Raw genomic sequence first — 20,864 nt, forward strand, 5'->3', positions numbered from 1 at the left:
TAAGAAGTTAATGGCTAAAGAATGAATACACAACAACTGGCAAAACTGCGTTCCATCGTGCCCGAAATGCGTCGCGTTCGGCACATTCACTTTGTCGGCATCGGTGGTGCTGGTATGGGCGGTATTGCCGAAGTTTTGGCCAACGAAGGTTATCAGATCAGCGGTTCTGACTTAGCGCCGAACCCGGTGACGCAGCAGTTAACGAATCTGGGCGCCACGATTTTCTTCAACCATCGCCCGGAAAACGTGCGTGATGCGAGCGTGGTGGTGGTATCCAGCGCCATTTCTGCGGATAACCCGGAAATTGTTGCGGCGCATGAAGCGCGCATTCCGGTGATCCGTCGTGCTGAAATGCTGGCGGAGTTAATGCGATTTCGTCACGGTATCGCCATTGCCGGGACGCACGGTAAAACCACGACCACAGCGATGGTCTCCAGTATCTACGCGGAAGCGGGGCTGGATCCGACGTTTGTCAACGGCGGTCTGGTGAAGGCCGCAGGCGTCCATGCGCGTCTGGGTCATAGCCGTTATTTAATTGCGGAGGCGGATGAGAGCGATGCGTCATTCCTGCATTTGCAGCCGATGGTGGCGATTGTTACCAATATCGAAGCCGATCATATGGATACCTACCATGGCGACTTCGAAAATTTGAAGCAGACGTTTATTAATTTCCTGCATAACTTGCCGTTTTATGGTCGTGCGGTGATGTGCGTTGACGATCCGGTGATCCGCGAGTTGTTGCCGCGAGTCGGTCGTCAAACCACAACCTATGGTTTCAGCGATGATGCTGATGTGCGCGTCGAAGATTACCAGCAGATTGGTCCACAAGGGCACTTCACGCTGCTGCGTCAGGGGATGGCCGATTTACGCGTGACGTTGAACGCACCGGGCCGTCACAATGCGCTGAACGCGGCGGCGGCGGTAGCAGTTGCAACAGAAGAAGGCATTGAAGACGACGCAATTCTGCGCGCGCTGGAAAGTTTCCAGGGCACCGGACGACGTTTTGACTTCCTTGGCGAATTCCCGCTTGAGCCGGTAAACGGTAAAGCCGGGACGGCGATGCTGGTGGATGATTATGGTCATCACCCTACGGAAGTGGATGCCACGATTAAAGCTGCACGCGCGGGCTGGCCGGACAAAAATTTGGTGATGCTGTTCCAGCCGCACCGCTTTACGCGTACTCGCGATCTGTATGACGACTTTGCCAACGTGCTGACTCAGGTCGATGCACTGTTGATGCTGGATGTGTACGCCGCGGGGGAAGCCGCGATTCCAGGAGCCGACAGCCGCTCGCTGTGCCGTACGATCCGTGGTCGCGGTAAGATCGACCCGATTCTGGTTTCCGATCCGGCTCAGGTGGCAGACATGCTGGCGCCGGTATTAACCGGCAACGATCTGATTTTGGTGCAGGGCGCTGGAAATATCGGCAAAATCGCGCGTTCCTTAGCTGAAATCAAACTGAAGCCGCAAAACCCGGAGGAAGAACAACATGGCTGATAAAATCGCGGTCCTGTTAGGGGGAACCTCCGCAGAGCGTGACGTTTCGCTGAATTCCGGAGCGGCCGTACTGGCAGGGTTACGCGAAGGTGGTGTGGATGCTCATCCAATTGACCCAAAAGAGGTTGATGTCACGCTTTTGAAATCGATGGGTTTTCAAAAGGTGTTTATTGCGCTGCACGGTCGTGGTGGTGAAGATGGCACGTTGCAGGGCATGCTGGAGCTGATTGGTCTGCCGTACACCGGTAGTGGCGTCATGGCTTCTGCGATTTCGATGGACAAACTGCGCAGCAAACTGTTGTGGCAGGGGGCTGGTTTACCGGTCGCGCCTTGGGTCGCATTGACTCGCGCTGAGTTCGAAAAAGGTCTTAGCGATGAGGTGGTTACGGAGATTTCTGCGTTAGGTTTGCCGCTGATTGTGAAGCCAAGCCGTGAAGGCTCAAGCGTAGGGATGTCAAAAGTTGAAGAAGAAAATGCTTTGCATGGTGCATTAGCATTGGCTTTTCAGCATGATGAAGAAGTACTGATCGAAAAATGGCTCAGTGGCCCGGAATTTACAGTTGCGATACTTGGTGAAGAAATTTTACCGTCAATACGTATCCAACCCGCGGGAACCTTCTATGATTATGAGGCGAAGTATCTCTCTGATGAGACACAATATTTCTGCCCTGCCGGTCTGGAAGTCGAACAAGAGGCCCGTTTACAGGAATTAGTCCTGAAAGCGTGGACCACATTGGGCTGTAAAGGTTGGGGTCGCATTGACGTCATGCTGGACAGCGATGGCCAGTTTTATCTGCTGGAAGCGAATACCTCTCCGGGTATGACCAGCCACAGTCTGGTGCCGATGGCGGCGCGTCAGGCGGGCCTGAGCTTCTCGCAGTTGGTGGTAAGAATTCTGGAGTTGGCGGACTGATATGTCGCAGGCTGCGCTGAACACGCGAAACGGTGATGAAGAAGAAGTAAACTCCTCACGCCGCAATAATGGAACGCGTCTTGCAGGAATATTGTTCCTGCTGACAGTGCTGTGCACCGTGTTTGTCAGCGGCTGGGTAGTGTTGGGATGGATGGAAGATGCGCAACGTTTGCCTTTATCGAAACTGGTGTTAACCGGCGAACGACATTACACGCGCAATGACGATATTCGTCAGTCCATTTTGGCGCTGGGCGCTCCGGGAACCTTTATGACTCAGGATGTGAACATCATTCAGAGTCAAATTGAACGCCTCCCCTGGATTAAACAGGCGAGCGTCAGAAAGCAATGGCCCGATGAATTGAAGATTCATCTGGTTGAATATGTGCCCATTGCGCGTTGGAATGACCAACATATGGTGGATGCTGAAGGAAATACGTTCAGTGTTCCAACCGGTCGGGCCAATAAGCAGGTATTACCCATGTTGTATGGGCCGGAAGGCAGCGCAAGTGAAGTGTTGCAAGGGTTCCGCGATATGGGGCAGGTGCTGGCTAAGGATAGATTCACCCTGAAGGAAGCGGCGATGACCGCTCGTCGTTCCTGGCAGTTGACGCTGAATAACGATATTAAGCTGAATCTGGGCAGGGGCGATACGATAAAACGTTTGGCTCGCTTTGTGGAACTCTACTCGGTTTTACAGCAGCAGGCGCAAACCGATGGCAAACGGATTAGCTACGTTGATTTGCGTTATGACTCAGGAGCGGCAGTAGGCTGGGTTCCCTTGCCTCCTGAGGAATCTAATCAGCAACAGAATCAGGCACAGGCAGAACAACAATGATCAAGGCGACGGACAGAAAACTGGTAGTTGGACTGGAGATTGGCACCGCGAAGGTAGCCGCTTTAGTAGGGGAAGTTCTGCCCGACGGTATGGTCAATATCATTGGCGTGGGCAGTTGCCCATCGCGAGGTATGGATAAAGGCGGGGTGAATGACCTTGAGTCAGTGGTGAAGTGCGTACAGCGCGCCATTGACCAGGCTGAACTGATGGCAGATTGCCAGATATCCTCGGTATATCTGGCGCTTTCCGGCAAACATATTAGCTGTCAGAATGAAATTGGTATGGTGCCCATTTCCGAAGAGGAAGTGACACAGGAAGATGTGGAAAACGTCGTACATACGGCAAAATCCGTACGCGTGCGCGATGAACATCGTGTTCTGCACGTTATTCCGCAGGAATACGCCATTGACTACCAGGAAGGTATTAAAAATCCGGTCGGTCTTTCCGGCGTGCGTATGCAGGCAAAAGTGCATCTTATTACCTGCCATAACGACATGGCGAAGAATATTGTCAAAGCCGTTGAACGTTGTGGTCTGAAAGTTGACCAACTGATTTTCGCCGGACTGGCAGCCAGTTATTCCGTGTTGACGGAAGATGAACGTGAGCTGGGTGTCTGCGTGGTGGATATTGGTGGTGGTACAATGGACATCGCCGTTTATACTGGCGGGGCGTTGCGCCACACTAAAGTTATCCCTTATGCAGGGAATGTAGTGACCAGCGATATCGCGTATGCCTTTGGTACGCCGCCGAGCGATGCTGAAGCCATCAAAGTGCGCCATGGTTGCGCGCTGGGCTCCATCGTGGGTAAAGACGAAAGCGTTGAAGTGCCAAGCGTAGGTGGTCGTCCACCGCGTAGCCTGCAACGTCAGACCCTGGCAGAGGTCATTGAGCCGCGTTATACCGAGCTGCTCAACCTGGTCAACGAAGAAATTTTGCAATTACAAGAACAGCTTCGCCAGCAGGGTGTGAAACATCATCTGGCGGCGGGGATTGTGTTAACCGGTGGCGCTGCGCAAATTGAAGGTCTTGCGGCCTGCGCACAGCGCGTGTTCCATACGCAAGTACGTATTGGCGCACCGCTGAATATCACTGGTCTGACGGATTATGCCCAGGAGCCGTATTATTCAACGGCAGTGGGGCTGCTTCACTACGGGAAAGAATCCCATTTGAGTGGTGAGGCTGAAGTAGAAAAACGCGTTACGGCATCAGTTGGCTCGTGGATCAAACGACTCAATAGCTGGCTGCGAAAAGAGTTTTAATTTTTAAAGAGACCAACGCACATTAACGGTCTCAGGCGACAGGCACAACGGAGAGAGAAACTATGTTTGAACCTATGGAACTTACCAATGACGCGGTGATTAAAGTCATCGGCGTCGGCGGCGGCGGCGGTAATGCCGTTGAACACATGGTGCGCGAGCGCATCGAAGGTGTTGAATTCTTCGCGGTGAATACCGACGCTCAGGCGTTGCGTAAAACGGCGGTTGGACAGACCATTCAGATTGGTAGTGGCATCACCAAAGGTCTGGGCGCGGGTGCAAACCCGGAAGTAGGCCGTAATGCGGCAGACGAAGATCGTGAAGCTCTGCGTGCAGCGCTTGACGGCGCAGACATGGTGTTTATCGCAGCTGGCATGGGCGGCGGTACCGGTACCGGTGCAGCGCCAGTGGTTGCTGAAGTAGCAAAAGATTTAGGTATTCTGACCGTTGCTGTCGTGACTAAGCCTTTCAACTTTGAAGGTAAGAAGCGTATGGCATTCGCGGAACAGGGTATCACCGAGTTGTCCAAACATGTGGACTCTCTGATCACTATTCCGAATGACAAGCTGCTGAAAGTGCTGGGTCGCGGTATCTCCCTGCTGGATGCGTTTGGCGCAGCGAACGACGTGCTGAAAGGCGCAGTCCAGGGTATCGCTGAACTGATTACTCGTCCGGGCCTGATGAACGTCGACTTTGCAGACGTGCGCACCGTGATGTCCGAAATGGGCTACGCGATGATGGGTTCAGGCGTGGCAAGCGGTGAAGACCGTGCAGAAGAAGCGGCTGAAATGGCTATCTCTTCTCCGCTGCTGGAAGACATCGATCTGTCTGGTGCGCGCGGCGTGCTGGTCAACATTACTGCGGGCTTCGACCTGCGTCTGGATGAGTTCGAAACCGTCGGTAACACGATTCGTGCCTTTGCATCGGATAATGCGACCGTGGTTATCGGTACCTCCCTGGACCCGGATATGAACGACGAACTGCGCGTGACCGTTGTTGCAACTGGAATTGGTATGGACAAACGTCCTGAAATCACTCTGGTGACCAACAAGCAGGTACAGCAGCCGGTAATGGATCGTTACCAGCAGCACGGCATGGCGCCGTTGACGCAAGAGCAGAAACCGGTAGCGAAAGTGGTTAACGACAATACGCCGCAAACCACCAAAGAGCCGGATTATCTGGATATCCCAGCATTCCTGCGTAAGCAAGCTGATTAAGAATTAGCTGGAATTTGGGAATTGTGGCTCTTTGTGCTAAACTGGCCCACCGAATGTATAGTACACTTCGGTTGGATAGGTAATTTGGCGAGATTATACGATGATCAAACAAAGGACTCTTAAACGTATCGTTCAGGCGACTGGCGTCGGTTTGCATACCGGCAAAAAAGTCACCCTGACATTACGCCCTGCGCCGGCCAACACCGGGGTCATCTATCGTCGCACCGACTTGAATCCTCCGGTAGATTTCCCGGCCGATGCCAAATCTGTGCGTGATACCATGCTCTGTACGTGTCTGGTCAATGAGCATGATGTACGGATTTCAACCGTAGAGCACCTTAATGCTGCTCTGGCGGGTTTAGGTATCGATAACATCGTTATTGAAGTTAACGCACCGGAAATCCCGATCATGGATGGCAGTGCCGCTCCGTTCGTTTATCTGCTGCTTGATGCAGGTATTGAAGAACTGAGCAGCGCCAAAAAATTTGTTCGCATCAAAGAGACCGTTCGTGTCGAAGATGGCGATAAGTGGGCTGAGTTTAAGCCGTATAATGGTTTTACGTTGGATTTCACCATCGACTTTAACCATCCGGCGATCGACTCCAGCACGCAGCGCTACGCGATGAACTTCTCTGCGGATGCGTTCATGCGTCAGATCAGCCGTGCGCGTACTTTCGGCTTCATGCGTGATATCGAATATCTGCAGTCCCGCGGCCTGTGCCTGGGCGGCAGCTTCGATTGTGCCATCGTTGTTGACGATTATCGCGTATTGAACGAAGACGGCCTGCGTTTTGAAGATGAATTCGTTCGTCACAAAATGCTCGACGCGATCGGTGACTTGTTCATGTGTGGTCACAACATTATTGGTGCATTTACCGCGTATAAATCCGGTCATGCATTGAATAACAAACTGTTACAGGCGGTCCTGGCAAAACAGGAAGCCTGGGAATATGTGACCTTCCAGGACGATGCAGAACTGCCGTTGGCGTTCAAAGCACCATCGACCGTACTGGCATAACGACATACGCTGTCGCATAAATTCGACTGGTAAATCTGGCACTCTCTCCGGCCAGGTGAGCCAGTCGTTTTTTTATCTTCCGAGTGCAAACCACCTTATCTGAAGCGACTTTTTCCCCACAGGTAGATTAAAATACCGTTCGATCGCTGCTTTCTTAAGCATATTTACCCGCGACTTGCTGTCATTACTGCTGTGGTGCGAACGCATTAATGGTAAGATTTGTGCGCAAAAAATGGTTTTGCATTTGTAACCCCAAACGCAGGGTATATCAGGTGGCAATAACGTGAGTGGAATACTGACGCGCTGGCGACAGTTAGGCAGACGGTACTTCTGGCCGCATCTCCTGTTGGGGATGGTCGCGGCTAGTTTTGGCCTGCCCGCGCTCGGTAACGCTGCTGAACCTAATACCCCCGCGAAGGCGACCGCCAGCAATCACGATCAAGGCGCTAAAGTTAACTTTAGCCAGCTTGCTTTGCTGGAAGCGACTAATCGCCGCCCAAATTTTACCGTCGATTACTGGCATCAACATGCCATTCGTACGGTTATCCGCCATCTTTCTTTTGCCATGGCACCTCAGGCGTTGCCCGTTGCCGAAGAGCCATTGCCAATCCAGGCGCACCATCTTGCGTTACTGAATACGCTCAGCGCGATGCTGACGCAAGAAGGCACTCCGCCCGCGACAGTAAGTCGCGTGACATACGCACACTTTACCTCTCAGGCCGCGTTTAGCGTTCCGGTCTGGATCAGCCAGCTGCAGGGTATCCGCGCTGGTCCTCAACGCCTCAGCTAAAAAAGAACCTTCCAACTTATAATTTTTGACTCCGCACCGCGGGGCGTTTGAGATTTTATTATGCTAATCAAATTATTAACGAAAGTATTCGGTAGCCGTAACGAGCGTACGCTGCGTCGTATGCGTAAAGTGGTCAATGTCATCAACGCGATGGAACCGGAGATGGAAAAACTCTCCGATGATGAACTGAAAGCGAAGACCGCTGAATTCCGCGCCCGTCTGGAAAAAGGTGCCAGCGTTGAGAGCCTGATCCCGGAAGCGTTCGCAGTAGTGCGTGAAGCGAGTAAACGCGTGTTCGGTATGCGTCACTTCGACGTTCAGCTGCTGGGCGGTATGGTGCTTAACGATCGCTGCATCGCGGAAATGCGTACTGGTGAAGGTAAAACCCTTACCGCGACGCTGCCAGCCTACCTGAACGCATTAAGCGGGAAGGGCGTACACGTGGTTACCGTGAACGACTATCTGGCTCAGCGTGATGCCGAAAATAACCGCCCGCTGTTTGAATTCCTCGGCATGACCGTTGGTATCAACATGTCTGGCCTGCCTGCACCAGCCAAGCGTGAAGCCTACAACGCCGATATTACTTACGGTACCAACAACGAATACGGCTTTGACTACCTGCGTGACAACATGGCGTTTAGTCCGGAAGAGCGTGTTCAACGTAAACTGCACTATGCGCTGGTCGATGAAGTCGACTCCATCCTGATCGATGAAGCGCGTACGCCACTGATCATTTCCGGCCCGGCTGAAGACAGCTCGGAAATGTACAAAAAAGTGAATAAAATCATCCCGCACCTGATCCGTCAGGAGAAGGAAGATTCCGACACGTTCCAGGGCGAAGGCCACTTCTCAGTTGATGAGAAAGCGCGCCAGGTTAACCTGACCGAACGTGGTCTGGTGCTGATTGAAGAGCTGCTGGTTAACGAAGGCATTATGGACGAGGGCGAGTCACTGTACTCTCCAGGCAACATTATGCTGATGCACCACGTGACTGCCGCACTGCGTGCGCACGTGCTGTTTACCCGCGACGTAGACTACATCGTGAAAGACGGCGAAGTTATCATCGTCGATGAACACACCGGTCGTACCATGCAGGGGCGTCGCTGGTCCGATGGTCTGCACCAGGCTGTTGAAGCTAAAGAAGGCGTAGAGATCCAGAACGAGAACCAGACGCTGGCATCTATTACCTTCCAGAACTACTTCCGTTTGTACGAAAAACTGGCCGGTATGACCGGTACAGCCGACACTGAAGCGTTTGAATTTAGCTCCATCTACAAACTGGATACCGTGGTTGTGCCGACCAACCGTCCGATGATCCGTAAGGATTTACCGGATCTGGTGTACATGACCGAAGCGGAAAAAATTCAGGCGATCATTGAAGATATTAAAGAACGTACTGCAAATGGCCAGCCGGTGCTGGTAGGTACTATCTCCATTGAAAAATCGGAAGTAGTGTCTAACGAGCTGAGCAAAGCGGGTATCAAACACAATGTTCTGAACGCCAAGTTCCACGCCAACGAAGCTGCAATCGTCGCCCAGGCGGGTTACCCGTCAGCCGTGACTATCGCGACGAACATGGCCGGTCGTGGTACCGATATCGTACTGGGCGGTAGCTGGCAGGCGGAAGTTGCCGAGCTGGAAAACCCAACTCCGGAACAAATCGCGCAGATTAAAGCCGATTGGCAGGTTCGCCATGACGCGGTATTAGCTGCCGGTGGCTTGCATATTATCGGTACCGAGCGTCACGAATCTCGCCGTATCGATAACCAGCTGCGTGGTCGTTCGGGTCGTCAGGGTGATGCGGGCTCTTCCCGTTTCTATCTGTCGATGGAAGATGCGCTGATGCGTATTTTTGCCTCTGACCGCGTGTCAGGCATGATGCGTAAACTGGGTATGAAGCCTGGAGAAGCCATTGAACACCCATGGGTGACCAAAGCAATTGCTAACGCGCAGCGTAAAGTGGAAAGCCGCAACTTCGATATTCGTAAGCAACTGCTGGAATATGATGACGTTGCCAACGATCAGCGCCGTGCTATCTACACCCAGCGTAACGAACTGCTGGACGTAACTGACGTTAGCGAAACCATCAACAGCATCCGTGAAGATGTCTTCAAAGCAACTATTGATGCCTATATTCCGCCGCAGTCTCTGGAAGAAATGTGGGATATCCCGGGTCTGCAGGAACGTCTGAAAAACGACTTCGATCTTGAGATGCCGATTTCAGAGTGGCTGGATAAAGAGCCTGAGCTGCACGAAGAAACGCTGCGTGAACGTATCCTGGCAAACGCCATCGAAGTTTATCAGCGTAAAGAAGAAGTTGTGGGCGCGGAGATGATGCGTCACTTCGAAAAAGGCGTGATGCTGCAAACTCTCGACTCCCTGTGGAAAGAGCACCTTGCTGCGATGGACTATCTGCGCCAGGGTATCCACCTGCGTGGATATGCGCAAAAAGATCCGAAGCAGGAATACAAGCGTGAATCCTTCTCTATGTTTGCGTCAATGCTGGAATCACTGAAATACGAAGTGATCAGCACCCTGAGCAAAGTTCAGGTGCGTATGCCTGAAGAAGTCGAAGCCATGGAGCTGCAGCGTCGTGAAGAAGCTGAGCGCTTAGCGCAGATGCAGCAGTTGAGTCATAAAGGCGACGATTCTGCCGCGGCAGAAGAGCTGGCAGCACAAACTGGCGATCGTAAAGTGGGTCGTAACGATCCGTGTCCTTGCGGCTCTGGCAAAAAATACAAACAGTGCCACGGCCGTCTGAGCTAAGAAAATAACTTACTGAAAAGGCGCAGAATTCTGCGCCTTTTTTATGGACGATAAAGATGAAAATACTGCAAATCGCCGTCGGGATTATTCGTAATCAGCAACATGAAATTTTTATCACCCAGCGTGCGGCTGATGCCCACATGGCCAATAAGCTGGAGTTCCCCGGCGGGAAAATTGAAGCGGGCGAAACGCCGGAGCAGGCGCTGATTCGCGAGCTACAGGAAGAAGTGGGGATCACGCCGACTCAAAGCTCATTGTTCGAAAAGCTGGAGTATCAGTTTCCGGACAGGCATATCACTCTGTGGTTCTGGCTGGTTGAAAGCTGGGAAGGCGAGCCGTGGGGAAAAGAGGGGCAACCGGCGCAGTGGATTGCGCAAGATGCTCTGAATGCGCAGGATTTCCCGCCCGCGAATGCACCGGTCATTGAAAAGCTGATAGCTGGCTAATGGTGCTGTAGGCCGGATAAGGCAACGCCGCATCCGGCAAATTATGGCGGGGGCGCTACGCTTGCCCGCCCTACGTTTTAGTTCGTAGGCCTGATAAGCGCAGCGCCATCAGGCAAAACAACATAAAATGTCGGATGCGGCATTGCCTTATCCGACCCACCGTTTTAGCAGAATTACTTCTGCTCTTCACTCCAGTCGTCGCTTTCTGACAGATCACCTGAGCTTGGGATGCGTTTCTCTTCTGCGGCCCACTCTCCCAGATCGATTAACTGGCAGCGTTTGCTGCAGAATGGGCGAAACGGACTGACCTCAGCCCATACTACAGGCTTGCCGCAGGTTGGGCAGTTGACGATGGTTTGTTCAGACATGTTGACTCCTTAACAGCACGCCAGTTCAAAATCGAGGCGCTCAGGCACCTGACCATTCTCGCTATCCAGCGGCATAAAGCGGATGGCAAAACGGCTCTTATGACCAGAAATTTGCGGATAAAGCAGCGAATCAAGCGGCAGCTGTAAGCGCAGCAGATCTGCATCTTCGCCGTTGTCCTGATAAAAACCATTCAGGCTGGTTTGCTTACGAAACGGCGCTGAGTTGCGAATTAAATCCAGTACCAGCGACAGCGCCTGATTGAGCGGATTCAGGCTGGCAAGCCAGGTTTCAACCTGCGCGTCACGATGCGACTGTGCCAGGTGTAACCAGATATGCAGAGTCGGCAGATCGAAACTGCAGCACCCGCCAGGAATACTTAAACGCTGACGTACGAGACCAATCAGACGATCTTCGCGCAGCGTCTGTCCAATACGCGGGGCAGAAATCAGAATGCTACCTGCACTTTTTAGCTGCTGACGCAAAGAGTCTATTCTGCTTTGATCGACGCCGGGAACTTCGACCCAGGCCTGGAGTTTACGCTGCTGTCGCTCCAGTTCTTTGAGGAGTTCGGTACGGACTTCGCCGCGTTCAAATACATCCAGTAAATCACCGATATTGCGGAAAAAATGCAGAGCGCCGGCATGGTCAGCAAGGGGCAAATTAACGGAGAGCTGTTGGATTAAAAACTCAATGCGCAGCCATGTACGCATCTTCTCATTGAGAGGGTGTTCAAAAAGGACCTGGGTGTGCATTACGGTTTTTCCTGTGAGACAAACTGCGACGCGCATTGCAAATAGAGCGCGTGCAGGCGGGCGACATCCGAGGCGATGGCTTCCGGTGCGCCATTATTATCAATAACATCGTCTGCCACGGCCAGCCGCGCTTCACGCGTTGCCTGGGCAGCAAGAATTTGTTCAACATGCTCACGCGTGACGTCATCACGCTGCATGGTGCGTCTGAGCTGGGTTTCGGGGGTGACATCCACCACGAGTACGCGGTCGGCTTTTTTATACAGCGAATTTTCCACCAGCAAAGGAACAACCCATATCAGATAAGGAGAGGTTGCTTGCTGAAACTGACGCTGGGTTTCCTGCTGAATAAGCGGATGAAGCAGGGCATTCAGCCAGTTTTTCTCCTCAGGATTGGAAAAAATGCGTTCGCGTAAAATGCGTCGCTGCAACGATCCGTCTGCGGCTATAACGTCGGAACCAAAATGTTCTTCGATCGCCTTAAGAGCAGGTGTGCCGGGTTCAACCACCTGGCGCGCAATAATATCTGCATCAATGACGTTTATTCCGAGGTCAGCGAACGCATTTGCAACGGTGCTTTTACCACTGCCAATGCCGCCGGTTAAGGCTACCGTATACCTCATAGATGCCGATCCTGGAGTTTAAGTTTGATTATCAAACAGTTAAAAGTTATGCGTGCGAAGGCGAGGCTGCTGCAGGATTAACCTACTATTCGCCAGGTAAATTTATGGGATTGTAGCGTAAAAAAAGAGAATTTCGCAGTCTTGCGCGGCATTGATTAGTGCGTATGATAGCGTCACTGGAGTTGTGAGTTTCGATTTTTCGCCATTAACCCCAGGAATCCGCACATGCGTATCGAAGAAGATCTGAAGTTAGGTTTCAAAGACGTTCTTATCCGCCCTAAGCGTTCTACTCTCAAAAGCCGTTCCGATGTTGAACTGGAACGTCAATTTACCTTTAAGCATTCAGGTCAGACCTGGTCCGGCGTACCTATTATTGCCGCGAACATGGACACTGTCGGGACGTTTGCCATGGCAACGGCACTGGCATCCTTCGACATCCTGACCGCCGTGCACAAACACTATTCTGTTGAAGACTGGGCCGCCTTCATCGCAGAGAGCTCTGCCGATGTGCTTAAACACGTAATGGTTTCAACCGGTACGTCTGATGCAGATTTCGAAAAAACTAAACAGATTCTGGCGCTCAACCCCGCGTTGAACTTTATCTGCATTGATGTGGCTAATGGCTACTCAGAGCATTTTGTTCAGTTCGTGTCGAAAGCGCGTGAAGCATGGCCGACAAAAACGATCTGTGCGGGCAATGTGGTCACCGGTGAAATGTGCGAAGAGCTGGTGCTCTCCGGTGCTGATATTGTCAAAGTTGGCATTGGCCCAGGTTCTGTATGTACCACGCGTGTAAAAACCGGCGTTGGCTATCCACAGCTTTCTGCGGTTATTGAATGCGCCGATGCAGCCCACGGTCTGGGTGGCATGATTGTCAGCGACGGCGGCTGCACAATGCCGGGTGATGTGGCAAAAGCGTTCGGTGGCGGCGCAGACTTCGTGATGCTCGGCGGCATGCTGGCTGGTCATGAAGAAAGTGGCGGCAAAATTGTTGAAGAGAACGGTGAGAAATTCATGCTGTTCTACGGTATGAGCTCTGAATCTGCCATGACGCGTCACGTAGGTGGTGTTGCACAGTACCGCGCTGCAGAAGGTAAAACCGTCAAACTGCCACTGCGCGGCCCGGTTGATAATACCGCTCGCGATATCCTCGGCGGTTTGCGTTCTGCTTGTACCTATGTGGGCGCATCCCGTCTGAAAGAGCTGACCAAACGTACAACGTTTATTCGTGTACAGGAACAAGAAAACCGTGTTTTCAATAGCCTGTAAGAACAGCTAGTTCTGTGAAATGCCTGATGGCGTTACGCCGTCATCAGGCATTTGAATCTATCCCACCCCGCTCATCGCATCTCCCAGATGGAAAATCGGTAAATACATCGCGACGACCAGCGTACCGATGATAAGCCCCGTAATGACCAGCAACGCAGGCTCAAGTAATGCAGCCAAATTCTCAGCCTGAGCCAGGGTTTTCTCGCCATGGTGATGAGCAAGATTGCGCAGCATTGCATCCAGCGAGCCGGAAGCTTCACCAGTTCTGACCAGCTGTATACACAATGGGCTGAATTCACCACTATTTTTAAGCGCTAACCAGATCGGTTTTCCAGAGCTGATGTCCTGCTGAACCAGTGCTAAACGTTGAGACCAGAAAGGGTTAGCCAGCGTTTCGGTAACGCTCTCAAGCCCCTGCAAAAAGGGAATGCCTGCATTTTGCGTTAACGCCAGAACAGTGAAGATCTGCGTGAGTTTTTGGCCTCTCACCATCGGCCCTATAATCGGCAGACCGAGCAGTAATGTCTGGCGCAGAATAAGCCAGTACGGTTTCTGCTTTATCAAATAATATACAGCAACCGCGATCAGGCTGAATGCTCCGATCAGCCCTCCCCATTGGCCGCTAAAGTGCGCGATGGCAATAATCCACTGAGTGAGTGCTGGTAGCGGAGTGTTAAACGTCCGGTAAATGGCGGCAAACTCAGGGAGTACAAATTGCAGCATCGCAAACACGACCATTACCGCCATCGTGATAATGATGATCGGATAGCGCAGGGCTTTTTTTACTTTATCGGCAAGTTGCTGTTGTTTCTTTTGCTGGTAGGCGAGTTCAAAACAGCAGTCGTCCAGCTTACCCGTAAGTTCTCCGGTACGGATCATTGCCTGGTAAAGGGGCGGAAAAACGTGTTGCCATTGTGATAACGAGGCGGAGAGGGTTATGCCCTGTTCCATATCGTAAGCCAGCGTACGCAGTAGCGCCTGCCATTGAGTGCTGGGATGCTGTTCAGCAAGCAGAGCTAGCCCTGTTGAGAGCGTTAACCCTGCCTTTAGCAATGTCGCCAACTGGTGTATGGTTTCGGCACTTCTTGTTCGGCTCCAGTGCGAGATTTTGACACGCATACGTTTAATGCGCAGCGGCGTAATCTGTTGTTCCTCAAGAGTCAGCATCAATGACGGTCGGGTATCGGCCCATAGCGTTCCTTCCAGCGATTTACCTTCGTTGTTAATGCCTTGCCAGCGCCAAAGCTGTTTAGCGGACATGAGGCATGCCCAGTACACGAATCAGCTCTTCAAATGTCGTTAACCCTTGCTCGACGGCCTGACAGCCATTCTCGAAAAGCGTTCTCATTCCTGATTGCTGAGCATCAGATTCCACTTCGTCTACGGATGTGCCACTGGCAATACTCTGACGTAATGCCGGAGTAACCGGGAGGACTTCAAACAATGCCGTACGGCCATAAAATCCGTGATAACAATGTTTGCAGCCAGGGGCCTGCCAATTCGGTAGTGGTGTAGGCCAGACGGTTTTCGGGAGCGTGATAGGCGTACTCTGACGTTGTCGGCAATGGGGACACAACTTTCTGACCAACCGCTGTGCAATAACGAGCGTCAGCGCGGAGGCGATCATCCAGCGTGCGACACCCATTTGTTGCAGGCGCACCAGCGTTTCACTGGTGGAATTGGTATGCAGCGTAGAAAGAACCAGATGGCCGGTTTGCGCTGCTTTAAGGGCTATTTCGGCCGTTTCGCCATCGCGGATTTCACCCACCATGATAATGTCGGGATCCTGGCGCAGCAGCGCGCGCAATACGCCCTGAAAAGTCAAACCGGCGCGTGGGTGAATTTGCGTCTGGTTGAGGCCAGCGATCGGGATCTCTACCGGATCTTCCACGCTACAAAGATTCACATCCGGGGTGTTTCGGGTTTGCAGCGCACTGTACAGCGTGACCGTTTTGCCGCTTCCGGTAGGCCCGGTAACCAGAATCAGCCCCTGAGGCTGCTGCAAGGCTTGCGAAAATGCGGCCAGCTGCGCGTCTTGCATTCCCAGCGCGGCGATCTCCAGTGACTGATCGACCTGATGAAGTAGCCGCAACACGACCTTTTCGCCGTAGCGACAGGGCAGGGTGGCGATGCGAAACGAGACCGGCTCTCCTGAAATCTCAACGGTAAATTGTCCGTCTTGTGGAAGCCGATGCTCGGCGATATCCAGGCTGCCTAATACTTTTAACCTTGCGGTGATGGCAATGCCCATCTCGGTCGTGACTTCCGGTAAAGCGTGAAGCACGCCATCTACGCGTAATCTGATTCGATAGTGATTTTCCTCGGGTTCAAAATGAATATCAGAAGCCCGTTGCGTCAGCGCGGAATGAAACGTCTGATTCAGCAAGTCTGCCGCGCTGGCGCTGCTTTTCGTGACTACTGCCGGGAGCATTTTCTGCGGTGTATGCGTGTGGCCTTCCATTTGCTGACATGTCCAGCAGACAATGTCGATGCGTCGGGTGGTGGCAAAATGCAGCGCATCCAGCAGTTCGTGTGATGGGGCGTCTACGACGGCGATATGCACCACTTCATTGTCTGCATCCAGTAATATTGCCTGATAACGTTGGCATAGTGCCGTAAGTTGGGTGGTATTCATCTCTGTTCCTTAGTGGGTATCAAAGCGGAAAACGTCTTCACAGGCCTGCTGCAATGCGCTGTCGTTCTGGATGACGCAGTTTCGGTTCCAGCCGGTAATGCCGTTGGCATTGTCCCAACCTGGCGTCATGGTGATGCTTAGCCCGTTCAGGCTTTCCTGCCCACTAAGGCTGACAACTCCCTTTTCAACGCTCATGGCTGATACGTAACGGGTAGTTGTTGGAGAGGGAATACCATTCGTTCCGGCATCGCAGGTATTTGTTCCGCCATGCTCCAGTGCACAGAGCTCAACCGCCGTGCGATAGGGGACAAAGGTTTGCAGCATGTCCGTCAGCGCGGCTTTGCGCAGATAGTTTTGATATGCCGGAATGCCGATGGCGCTAAGGATGGCAATAATGCCAATCACCACCATTATACGTGTTATTATATAGTAAAAAATTTGAAGGATTTTTCATCATGGGTATCAAAACAGCCTTCTGCTATTGCCGTGTAAGTTCAGGACGCCAAAAGACTGAGAAAGGTGGATTTGGTATGAGTCGTCAGCAAGCTTTGCTAACGACTTATGTCGAAGAATATGAGGACAAGGATGGTTTAGGGTACGAATTAAATGTTGACAATATAGTATTCTTAAAAGCTGAAGGAGTTAGTGGTTTTAGTGGGAAAAATATTGAAAAAGGATCTGTACTTCATTCCTTTATAGCTGATTATAAAAGCGGAAAGATCAAAAATGCTGTATTGATTATTGAAAACATAGATCGATTTTCAAGAGCAAATCCCAATGAAGCAGCTGAACTCTTTTTAGGTCTGATTAATAAAGGGTGTGATGTACATGAAATTGATACAGAGACAGTACATCATAGATGTAGTGACTTAAATCAAATATCAGCAGGATTAACTCGTAGCCATAAAGAATCACTCAGAAAGCAAAAGCTTTCAATTAAAAATTGGGATGAACGTTTTGAAAAAACAGTAAAAAAACATGTTCCTTTAACAGGTCGTTGCCCAGGTTGGTTAAAAGTTGAAAATGACCTATACCAAGAAATACCAGAAAGAGTTGCACCAATTCGTCTCATTTTTGAATGGTATAATGATGGTTATGGTCAGGCATATATCCGAGATAGACTTAATAGTGAAGGATACAAATACAATGGAAAAACATGGAGTAATTGGAGCGTACATAGAGTACTAAAAGATGAGAGAGTCACAGGTAAACATAGAACTCAATCAACACTACGCAATAATTTTGATGGGATTATGATGTATCCTGCTATTATTACTGAGCTTCAATTCAAAAGAGCTGAGCAGCGATTAACAAAGCCAGGTCGTGATAAAAAAATAAACCGTAGAGCTAATACGCTATTTTCAGGGGTGCTAATTTGCGGATTATGCAAGGCAGGCCATATTTTAATTAATAATGAAAATGGAAATCGCTTTGGTCGATGTTCTCATGCTATCGCGGGGAACAAACGATGTTTTGCTAACGGGTTCAAGTATAATGTCGTTGAGAATACACTAATAAAGTATTTGAGGCATTTAGATTTTGGCAGTCTTAGCAATTCATCTCATGCGGTAGAACTTGAAAATTTGAGCAGTGAATTAATTCATTACTCTAACTATTTGGAAAATGTTCAAAGAACAGTAGACTCTGTGGATATTCCAAGTGAAACTGATTATAAGGTACTAAAAAACCTTGAGGCGAAAGTTAGGGAATTACAAGGTAAAATTGATGATATAAAAGCATTAGAGAATGTTAGTGTTAGTTATGAAGAGATAGTAAAAAAAATTAATAATGAGTTGATGGATGTTAGTAATATTGAGGTTAGGCAGGATTTTAACATAAAAATAAGAAAGATCATTAGAGAGATTCAAATACTGAAAATACAGAAAAACATTGTTTTAGTATCGGTGTCATTTTTTGTTAGCAATGATGTACAATGGGTAACCATTAGTCTTAAAGAAGGGCTTTTATTAAGTAATACATATGTAGAAAACAAAATTGTTGTAGTTGCACTTGGCAATGAAATAATGACATACGATATTGAAAGTAAACAGTATTATTTAAATTCCAAACCGATTAGTAACGAAGATGCATATGCATTATTTGATTGACTTAGTTAGGAAGGCACCTTGGTTTTTTTTGAGCGTAGTTGAAGTATCCTTGTAGATTGGAATAAATTTTACTCAGTAAAAAAAAAGCTCATTTTTTTTAATGTTGAATGGAACCTTAATTTTGTTATTGAAGAAATAATAGTCCACATACGATTGTTATTACAAACCTAAAGGCGAGTTCTTTAGCGAAGCTTGTATTATAATATGGTTTTTAAGCATCAAAAACTGATGATTTAGATTTTTTCTAACCTATAAATATCGGTAGATATTTATAGGGAGAGAGGAAAAAAATGAAATGAATTTAAATTATGTCCTATACTATATGTATAATTACAATTCTGTTGGTGTACCCGTTAGTCGTGGGGTAATGATAAGAGCGTCATTATCCTTGGTATAATAAATTAAAACCTGATCCTATCGACAAGTAGATGGCAGATGAGTTGTTCAACAGAACGCAGTGCAAATGAAACCCGTGCAAATTTCCCGAGCGTAAATTCCAGACAAAAAAGACGAAAACGCAGGAGTCACGGCAATGTGGCACTATAAAGGAATTGGATAATACCCCGCAGATTCCCTTGATAGACATATAAGGCCAATCCTTACCAAATGGTATAAGGGAGTCTATTACTTCTAATAGATTCAGTGGCGAATTTATACAATATAGATCCGTCCAGAATTTGAGATGTACTTAGACGCTTATAGGAGTTATTCATACAGCTTTTATAAGAAGAGTAGTGATGAGCTACGACCGTTGCAAAGAATGGCGATAGGAAGAAACAGGGCAACCCGCTTCCGCTTGAGTACAATATAATTGTATTCAAAATTCGCTGTATGAAATGTTGATGAGTATCAGCGTCAAGAAATACAAACTATTTGTATATCTTGAATTTCTTCCCCACTCAGTGGGGGATCGAAATGTATCAAAGAAATCCCGTCAAGGGGTAATGCTGTTAAAGCTAATCAGTACTTGATAAATGCCCTATAAAAAAAGTAATATCCAATGAATTGATATTCGAGCTGAAGCGAACGCCGTGAGATTCAATCGAATGAAATTCCTGGCTCGCTTGTAAAGCGGGACAGTCAAAAATGAACATTAAATGGAGATATTAATTCAATCAGATATCGTTAGGATTGAAGGGAATGATCTCTGCTTGTAGCGACCTCTTGCTATGATCTCCTAATTAATTGTGTCATGTACTATAATAGTTACAACTTCCACCTTTCACTACATTGGGTAGGTTTGTTCACGGTGATGGGTGGAAGTAGCAATTGTGCTAATTAATTTTGTTAATAATCATTACTACAGTACCAACGACATTGATACTTTTCATATCTTCAAAAGGTACTGCGATTGGTGGATAGCTATCATTATCACTCAATAAGCGTACTCCATCTATGAGCACCTGTACTCTCTTAAACAAATAATTCCCGCTCTGTTTTAAAACAACAAGTTTGTTATCAGTTAAAACTATATCGTTAGTATCAATCAGTAGTACTGCACCCGTAAGAAAAGTCGGGGTCATAACATCGGTACTGACTTTGATTGCACGCAGAGGGCGTAAATCCTTCACCTCAAGTAGCCGAGCATCAAGTGTCAACATTTCATCGGCATGATCAATAAAAGGTACACATATGACATCTGAATCAGTGTTGTCCATGCTCGATTGTTGGCCTGTAGCCAGCCACTCGATAGATACATTGCCCGCTTTTGCCAAGAGTACCAAGTTATCAAGTGTAGGGCTTGATGCACCGTGCAGGTAGTTGTGAACAGTACTATAGCCAATACCCGCACGTGTTGAGAACTCTCTACCCGTTGTTCCAAGTGCTGTTATGACGTGCTTTAAGCGTTCACTGAACTCTTGAATACTCTGCTTTTTATTGTTCATTCTATCGCCATTCAACTTAAGGAATTGTATTCCTAATTCGATTTGACTTGTTCATTTTATTGATCAATCATGTTCATGATTAAGTAATGAGTGATCATAATGAAGAATCATAAACAAGAAGGATCTCAAAAAAAGGAATCAAATGCCAGTACTCAAAACTGGCATCGGGCCGATGTACTTGCAGCTATACGCAAAAAAGGTAGTTCGTTGGCTAAGTTGTCCCGAGACAACGGCTTGCATGAACGAACGCTATACAACGCCCTTGAGAGGCATTGGCCGAAAGGTGAAAAAATCATTGCAGATTATATCGGGGTGACTCGAGAAGAAATCTGGCCTGAACGTTACAATAATAGTGAGGAATAAATTGTGGCATACGCAACATACACAGTGGTTTGCCCGCATTGCGGAAGTACTACGACAGTAAACACCGGAATTAAAAGCAGTGGTACAGGTGTAGGTTCGTGCGGAGCATGTAGAAAACTTGTCA

19 protein-coding genes are annotated in these 20,864 nt (G+C 49.3%); 12 read left to right on the forward strand and 7 right to left on the reverse strand.

Annotated features, from left to right (window positions below; all coding sequences use genetic code 11):
- Positions 1-21: 21 nt before the first annotated feature.
- From murC to mutT, 9 genes are all read left to right on the forward strand, one after another.
- On the forward strand, positions 22-1,497 hold the full coding sequence (gene murC / locus OGX86_RS04055; protein ID WP_003018763.1) for a UDP-N-acetylmuramate--L-alanine ligase: 1,476 nt from the start codon (positions 22-24) through the stop codon (positions 1,495-1,497).
- Positions 1,490-2,410 carry a D-alanine--D-alanine ligase gene (locus tag OGX86_RS04060; RefSeq protein ID WP_008786198.1) on the forward strand — a complete coding sequence of 307 codons (921 nt, stop codon included), beginning with the start codon at positions 1,490-1,492 and terminating at the stop codon, positions 2,408-2,410. Before murC ends, OGX86_RS04060 begins: the two co-directional genes overlap by 8 nt.
- 1 nt (position 2,411) lies before the next feature.
- Positions 2,412-3,245, forward strand: a complete 834-nt coding sequence (gene ftsQ / locus OGX86_RS04065) for a cell division protein FtsQ (protein WP_286639360.1) — start codon at positions 2,412-2,414, stop codon at positions 3,243-3,245.
- Positions 3,242-4,504, forward strand: coding sequence for a cell division protein FtsA (gene ftsA, locus OGX86_RS04070; RefSeq protein ID WP_003018755.1), 1,263 nt, complete (start codon positions 3,242-3,244; stop codon positions 4,502-4,504). Before ftsQ ends, ftsA begins: the two co-directional genes overlap by 4 nt.
- Before the next feature lie 62 nt (positions 4,505-4,566).
- Positions 4,567-5,718, forward strand: coding sequence for a cell division protein FtsZ (ftsZ, locus tag OGX86_RS04075; RefSeq protein WP_003018753.1), 1,152 nt, complete (start codon positions 4,567-4,569; stop codon positions 5,716-5,718).
- 100 nt (positions 5,719-5,818) lie between these two features.
- The gene (gene lpxC / locus OGX86_RS04080; RefSeq protein ID WP_006686706.1) at positions 5,819-6,736 is read left to right on the forward strand and encodes a UDP-3-O-acyl-N-acetylglucosamine deacetylase; all 918 of its coding nucleotides are present in this window, start codon (positions 5,819-5,821) and stop codon (positions 6,734-6,736) included.
- A 283-nt stretch (positions 6,737-7,019) separates the two neighbouring features.
- Positions 7,020-7,526, forward strand: coding sequence for a secA translation cis-regulator SecM (gene secM, locus OGX86_RS04085; protein ID WP_003829520.1), 507 nt, complete (start codon positions 7,020-7,022; stop codon positions 7,524-7,526).
- Positions 7,527-7,586: 60 nt separating this feature from the next.
- Positions 7,587-10,292, forward strand: coding sequence for a preprotein translocase subunit SecA (gene secA, locus OGX86_RS04090; protein WP_103014388.1), 2,706 nt, complete (start codon positions 7,587-7,589; stop codon positions 10,290-10,292).
- A gap of 56 nt (positions 10,293-10,348) precedes the next feature.
- Positions 10,349-10,738: an 8-oxo-dGTP diphosphatase MutT gene (gene mutT, locus OGX86_RS04095; protein ID WP_008786200.1), complete on the forward strand. Its 390-nt coding sequence runs from the start codon at positions 10,349-10,351 to the stop codon at positions 10,736-10,738.
- 173 nt (positions 10,739-10,911) lie between these two features.
- Here the strand turns inward: mutT and yacG are convergent, their stop codons facing one another.
- Genes yacG through coaE form a run of 3 tightly spaced genes read right to left on the reverse strand, consistent with a single transcriptional unit; the run spans position 10,912 to position 12,479 of the window.
- A complete protein-coding gene (yacG, locus tag OGX86_RS04100; RefSeq protein ID WP_003018740.1) occupies positions 10,912-11,106 on the reverse strand; it encodes a DNA gyrase inhibitor YacG in 195 nt (64 codons plus the stop codon).
- A gap of 9 nt (positions 11,107-11,115) precedes the next feature.
- Complete coding sequence (zapD, locus tag OGX86_RS04105; RefSeq protein WP_128317349.1) at positions 11,116-11,859, reverse strand: cell division protein ZapD; 744 nt, start codon at positions 11,857-11,859, stop codon at positions 11,116-11,118.
- Positions 11,859-12,479, reverse strand: a complete 621-nt coding sequence (coaE, locus tag OGX86_RS04110; RefSeq protein ID WP_128317350.1) for a dephospho-CoA kinase — start codon at positions 12,477-12,479, stop codon at positions 11,859-11,861. The genes zapD and coaE overlap by 1 nt, the downstream gene beginning before the upstream one ends.
- A 225-nt stretch (positions 12,480-12,704) precedes the next feature.
- Here coaE and OGX86_RS04115 point away from each other — a divergent pair, with 225 nt between their 5' ends.
- The gene (locus OGX86_RS04115; protein WP_003829510.1) at positions 12,705-13,748 is read left to right on the forward strand and encodes a GMP reductase; all 1,044 of its coding nucleotides are present in this window, start codon (positions 12,705-12,707) and stop codon (positions 13,746-13,748) included.
- A gap of 57 nt (positions 13,749-13,805) precedes the next feature.
- On the opposite strand, the gene hofC is transcribed toward OGX86_RS04115, so the two are convergent.
- Genes hofC through ppdD form a run of 3 tightly spaced genes read right to left on the reverse strand, consistent with a single transcriptional unit; the run spans position 13,806 to position 16,794 of the window.
- Positions 13,806-15,008, reverse strand: a complete 1,203-nt coding sequence (hofC, locus tag OGX86_RS04120; protein WP_128317351.1) for a protein transport protein HofC — start codon at positions 15,006-15,008, stop codon at positions 13,806-13,808.
- Complete coding sequence (gspE, locus tag OGX86_RS04125; protein WP_128317352.1) at positions 14,998-16,383, reverse strand: type II secretion system protein GspE; 1,386 nt, start codon at positions 16,381-16,383, stop codon at positions 14,998-15,000. The genes hofC and gspE overlap by 11 nt, the downstream gene beginning before the upstream one ends.
- 9 nt (positions 16,384-16,392) lie before the next feature.
- On the reverse strand, positions 16,393-16,794 hold the full coding sequence (gene ppdD, locus OGX86_RS04130) for a prepilin peptidase-dependent pilin (protein ID WP_048227090.1): 402 nt from the start codon (positions 16,792-16,794) through the stop codon (positions 16,393-16,395).
- 44 nt (positions 16,795-16,838) lie between these two features.
- Here ppdD and OGX86_RS04135 point away from each other — a divergent pair, with 44 nt between their 5' ends.
- Positions 16,839-18,491 (forward strand): recombinase family protein, encoded by a 1,653-nt coding sequence (locus OGX86_RS04135; RefSeq protein ID WP_286639367.1) that lies wholly within the window; start codon positions 16,839-16,841, stop codon positions 18,489-18,491.
- A gap of 1,274 nt (positions 18,492-19,765) precedes the next feature.
- Here the strand turns inward: OGX86_RS04135 and OGX86_RS04140 are convergent.
- Complete coding sequence (locus tag OGX86_RS04140) at positions 19,766-20,377, reverse strand: XRE family transcriptional regulator (RefSeq protein WP_286639369.1); 612 nt, start codon at positions 20,375-20,377, stop codon at positions 19,766-19,768.
- Between the two features lie 99 nt (positions 20,378-20,476).
- Between OGX86_RS04140 and OGX86_RS04145 the strand changes: the two genes are divergently transcribed.
- Complete coding sequence (locus OGX86_RS04145; RefSeq protein WP_286639373.1) at positions 20,477-20,740, forward strand: helix-turn-helix domain-containing protein; 264 nt, start codon at positions 20,477-20,479, stop codon at positions 20,738-20,740.
- Positions 20,741-20,864 lie beyond the last annotated feature (124 nt).

The sequence above is a fragment of the Citrobacter sp. Cpo040 genome (assembly GCF_030332915.1).
GTDB classification, from domain to species: domain Bacteria; phylum Pseudomonadota; class Gammaproteobacteria; order Enterobacterales; family Enterobacteriaceae; genus Citrobacter; species Citrobacter portucalensis.

Coding starts and splice junctions, on each gene's coding strand:
- OGX86_RS04140 (WP_286639369.1), bottom strand. CDS start 20,377: ATGAACAATAAAAAGCAGAGTATTCAAGAGTTCAGTGAACGCTTAAAG.
- lpxC (WP_006686706.1), top strand. CDS start 5,819: ATGATCAAACAAAGGACTCTTAAACGTATCGTTCAGGCGACTGGCGTC.
- coaE (WP_128317350.1), bottom strand. CDS start 12,479: ATGAGGTATACGGTAGCCTTAACCGGCGGCATTGGCAGTGGTAAAAGC.
- ftsZ (WP_003018753.1), top strand. CDS start 4,567: ATGTTTGAACCTATGGAACTTACCAATGACGCGGTGATTAAAGTCATC.
- murC (WP_003018763.1), top strand. CDS start 22: ATGAATACACAACAACTGGCAAAACTGCGTTCCATCGTGCCCGAAATG.
- mutT (WP_008786200.1), top strand. CDS start 10,349: ATGAAAATACTGCAAATCGCCGTCGGGATTATTCGTAATCAGCAACAT.
- secA (WP_103014388.1), top strand. CDS start 7,587: ATGCTAATCAAATTATTAACGAAAGTATTCGGTAGCCGTAACGAGCGT.
- OGX86_RS04135 (WP_286639367.1), top strand. CDS start 16,839: ATGGGTATCAAAACAGCCTTCTGCTATTGCCGTGTAAGTTCAGGACGC.
- ppdD (WP_048227090.1), bottom strand. CDS start 16,794: ATGGTGGTGATTGGCATTATTGCCATCCTTAGCGCCATCGGCATTCCG.
- OGX86_RS04115 (WP_003829510.1), top strand. CDS start 12,705: ATGCGTATCGAAGAAGATCTGAAGTTAGGTTTCAAAGACGTTCTTATC.
- zapD (WP_128317349.1), bottom strand. CDS start 11,859: ATGCACACCCAGGTCCTTTTTGAACACCCTCTCAATGAGAAGATGCGT.
- OGX86_RS04145 (WP_286639373.1), top strand. CDS start 20,477: ATGAAGAATCATAAACAAGAAGGATCTCAAAAAAAGGAATCAAATGCC.
- yacG (WP_003018740.1), bottom strand. CDS start 11,106: ATGTCTGAACAAACCATCGTCAACTGCCCAACCTGCGGCAAGCCTGTA.
- ftsA (WP_003018755.1), top strand. CDS start 3,242: ATGATCAAGGCGACGGACAGAAAACTGGTAGTTGGACTGGAGATTGGC.
- gspE (WP_128317352.1), bottom strand. CDS start 16,383: ATGAATACCACCCAACTTACGGCACTATGCCAACGTTATCAGGCAATA.
- ftsQ (WP_286639360.1), top strand. CDS start 2,412: ATGTCGCAGGCTGCGCTGAACACGCGAAACGGTGATGAAGAAGAAGTA.
- OGX86_RS04060 (WP_008786198.1), top strand. CDS start 1,490: ATGGCTGATAAAATCGCGGTCCTGTTAGGGGGAACCTCCGCAGAGCGT.
- hofC (WP_128317351.1), bottom strand. CDS start 15,008: ATGTCCGCTAAACAGCTTTGGCGCTGGCAAGGCATTAACAACGAAGGT.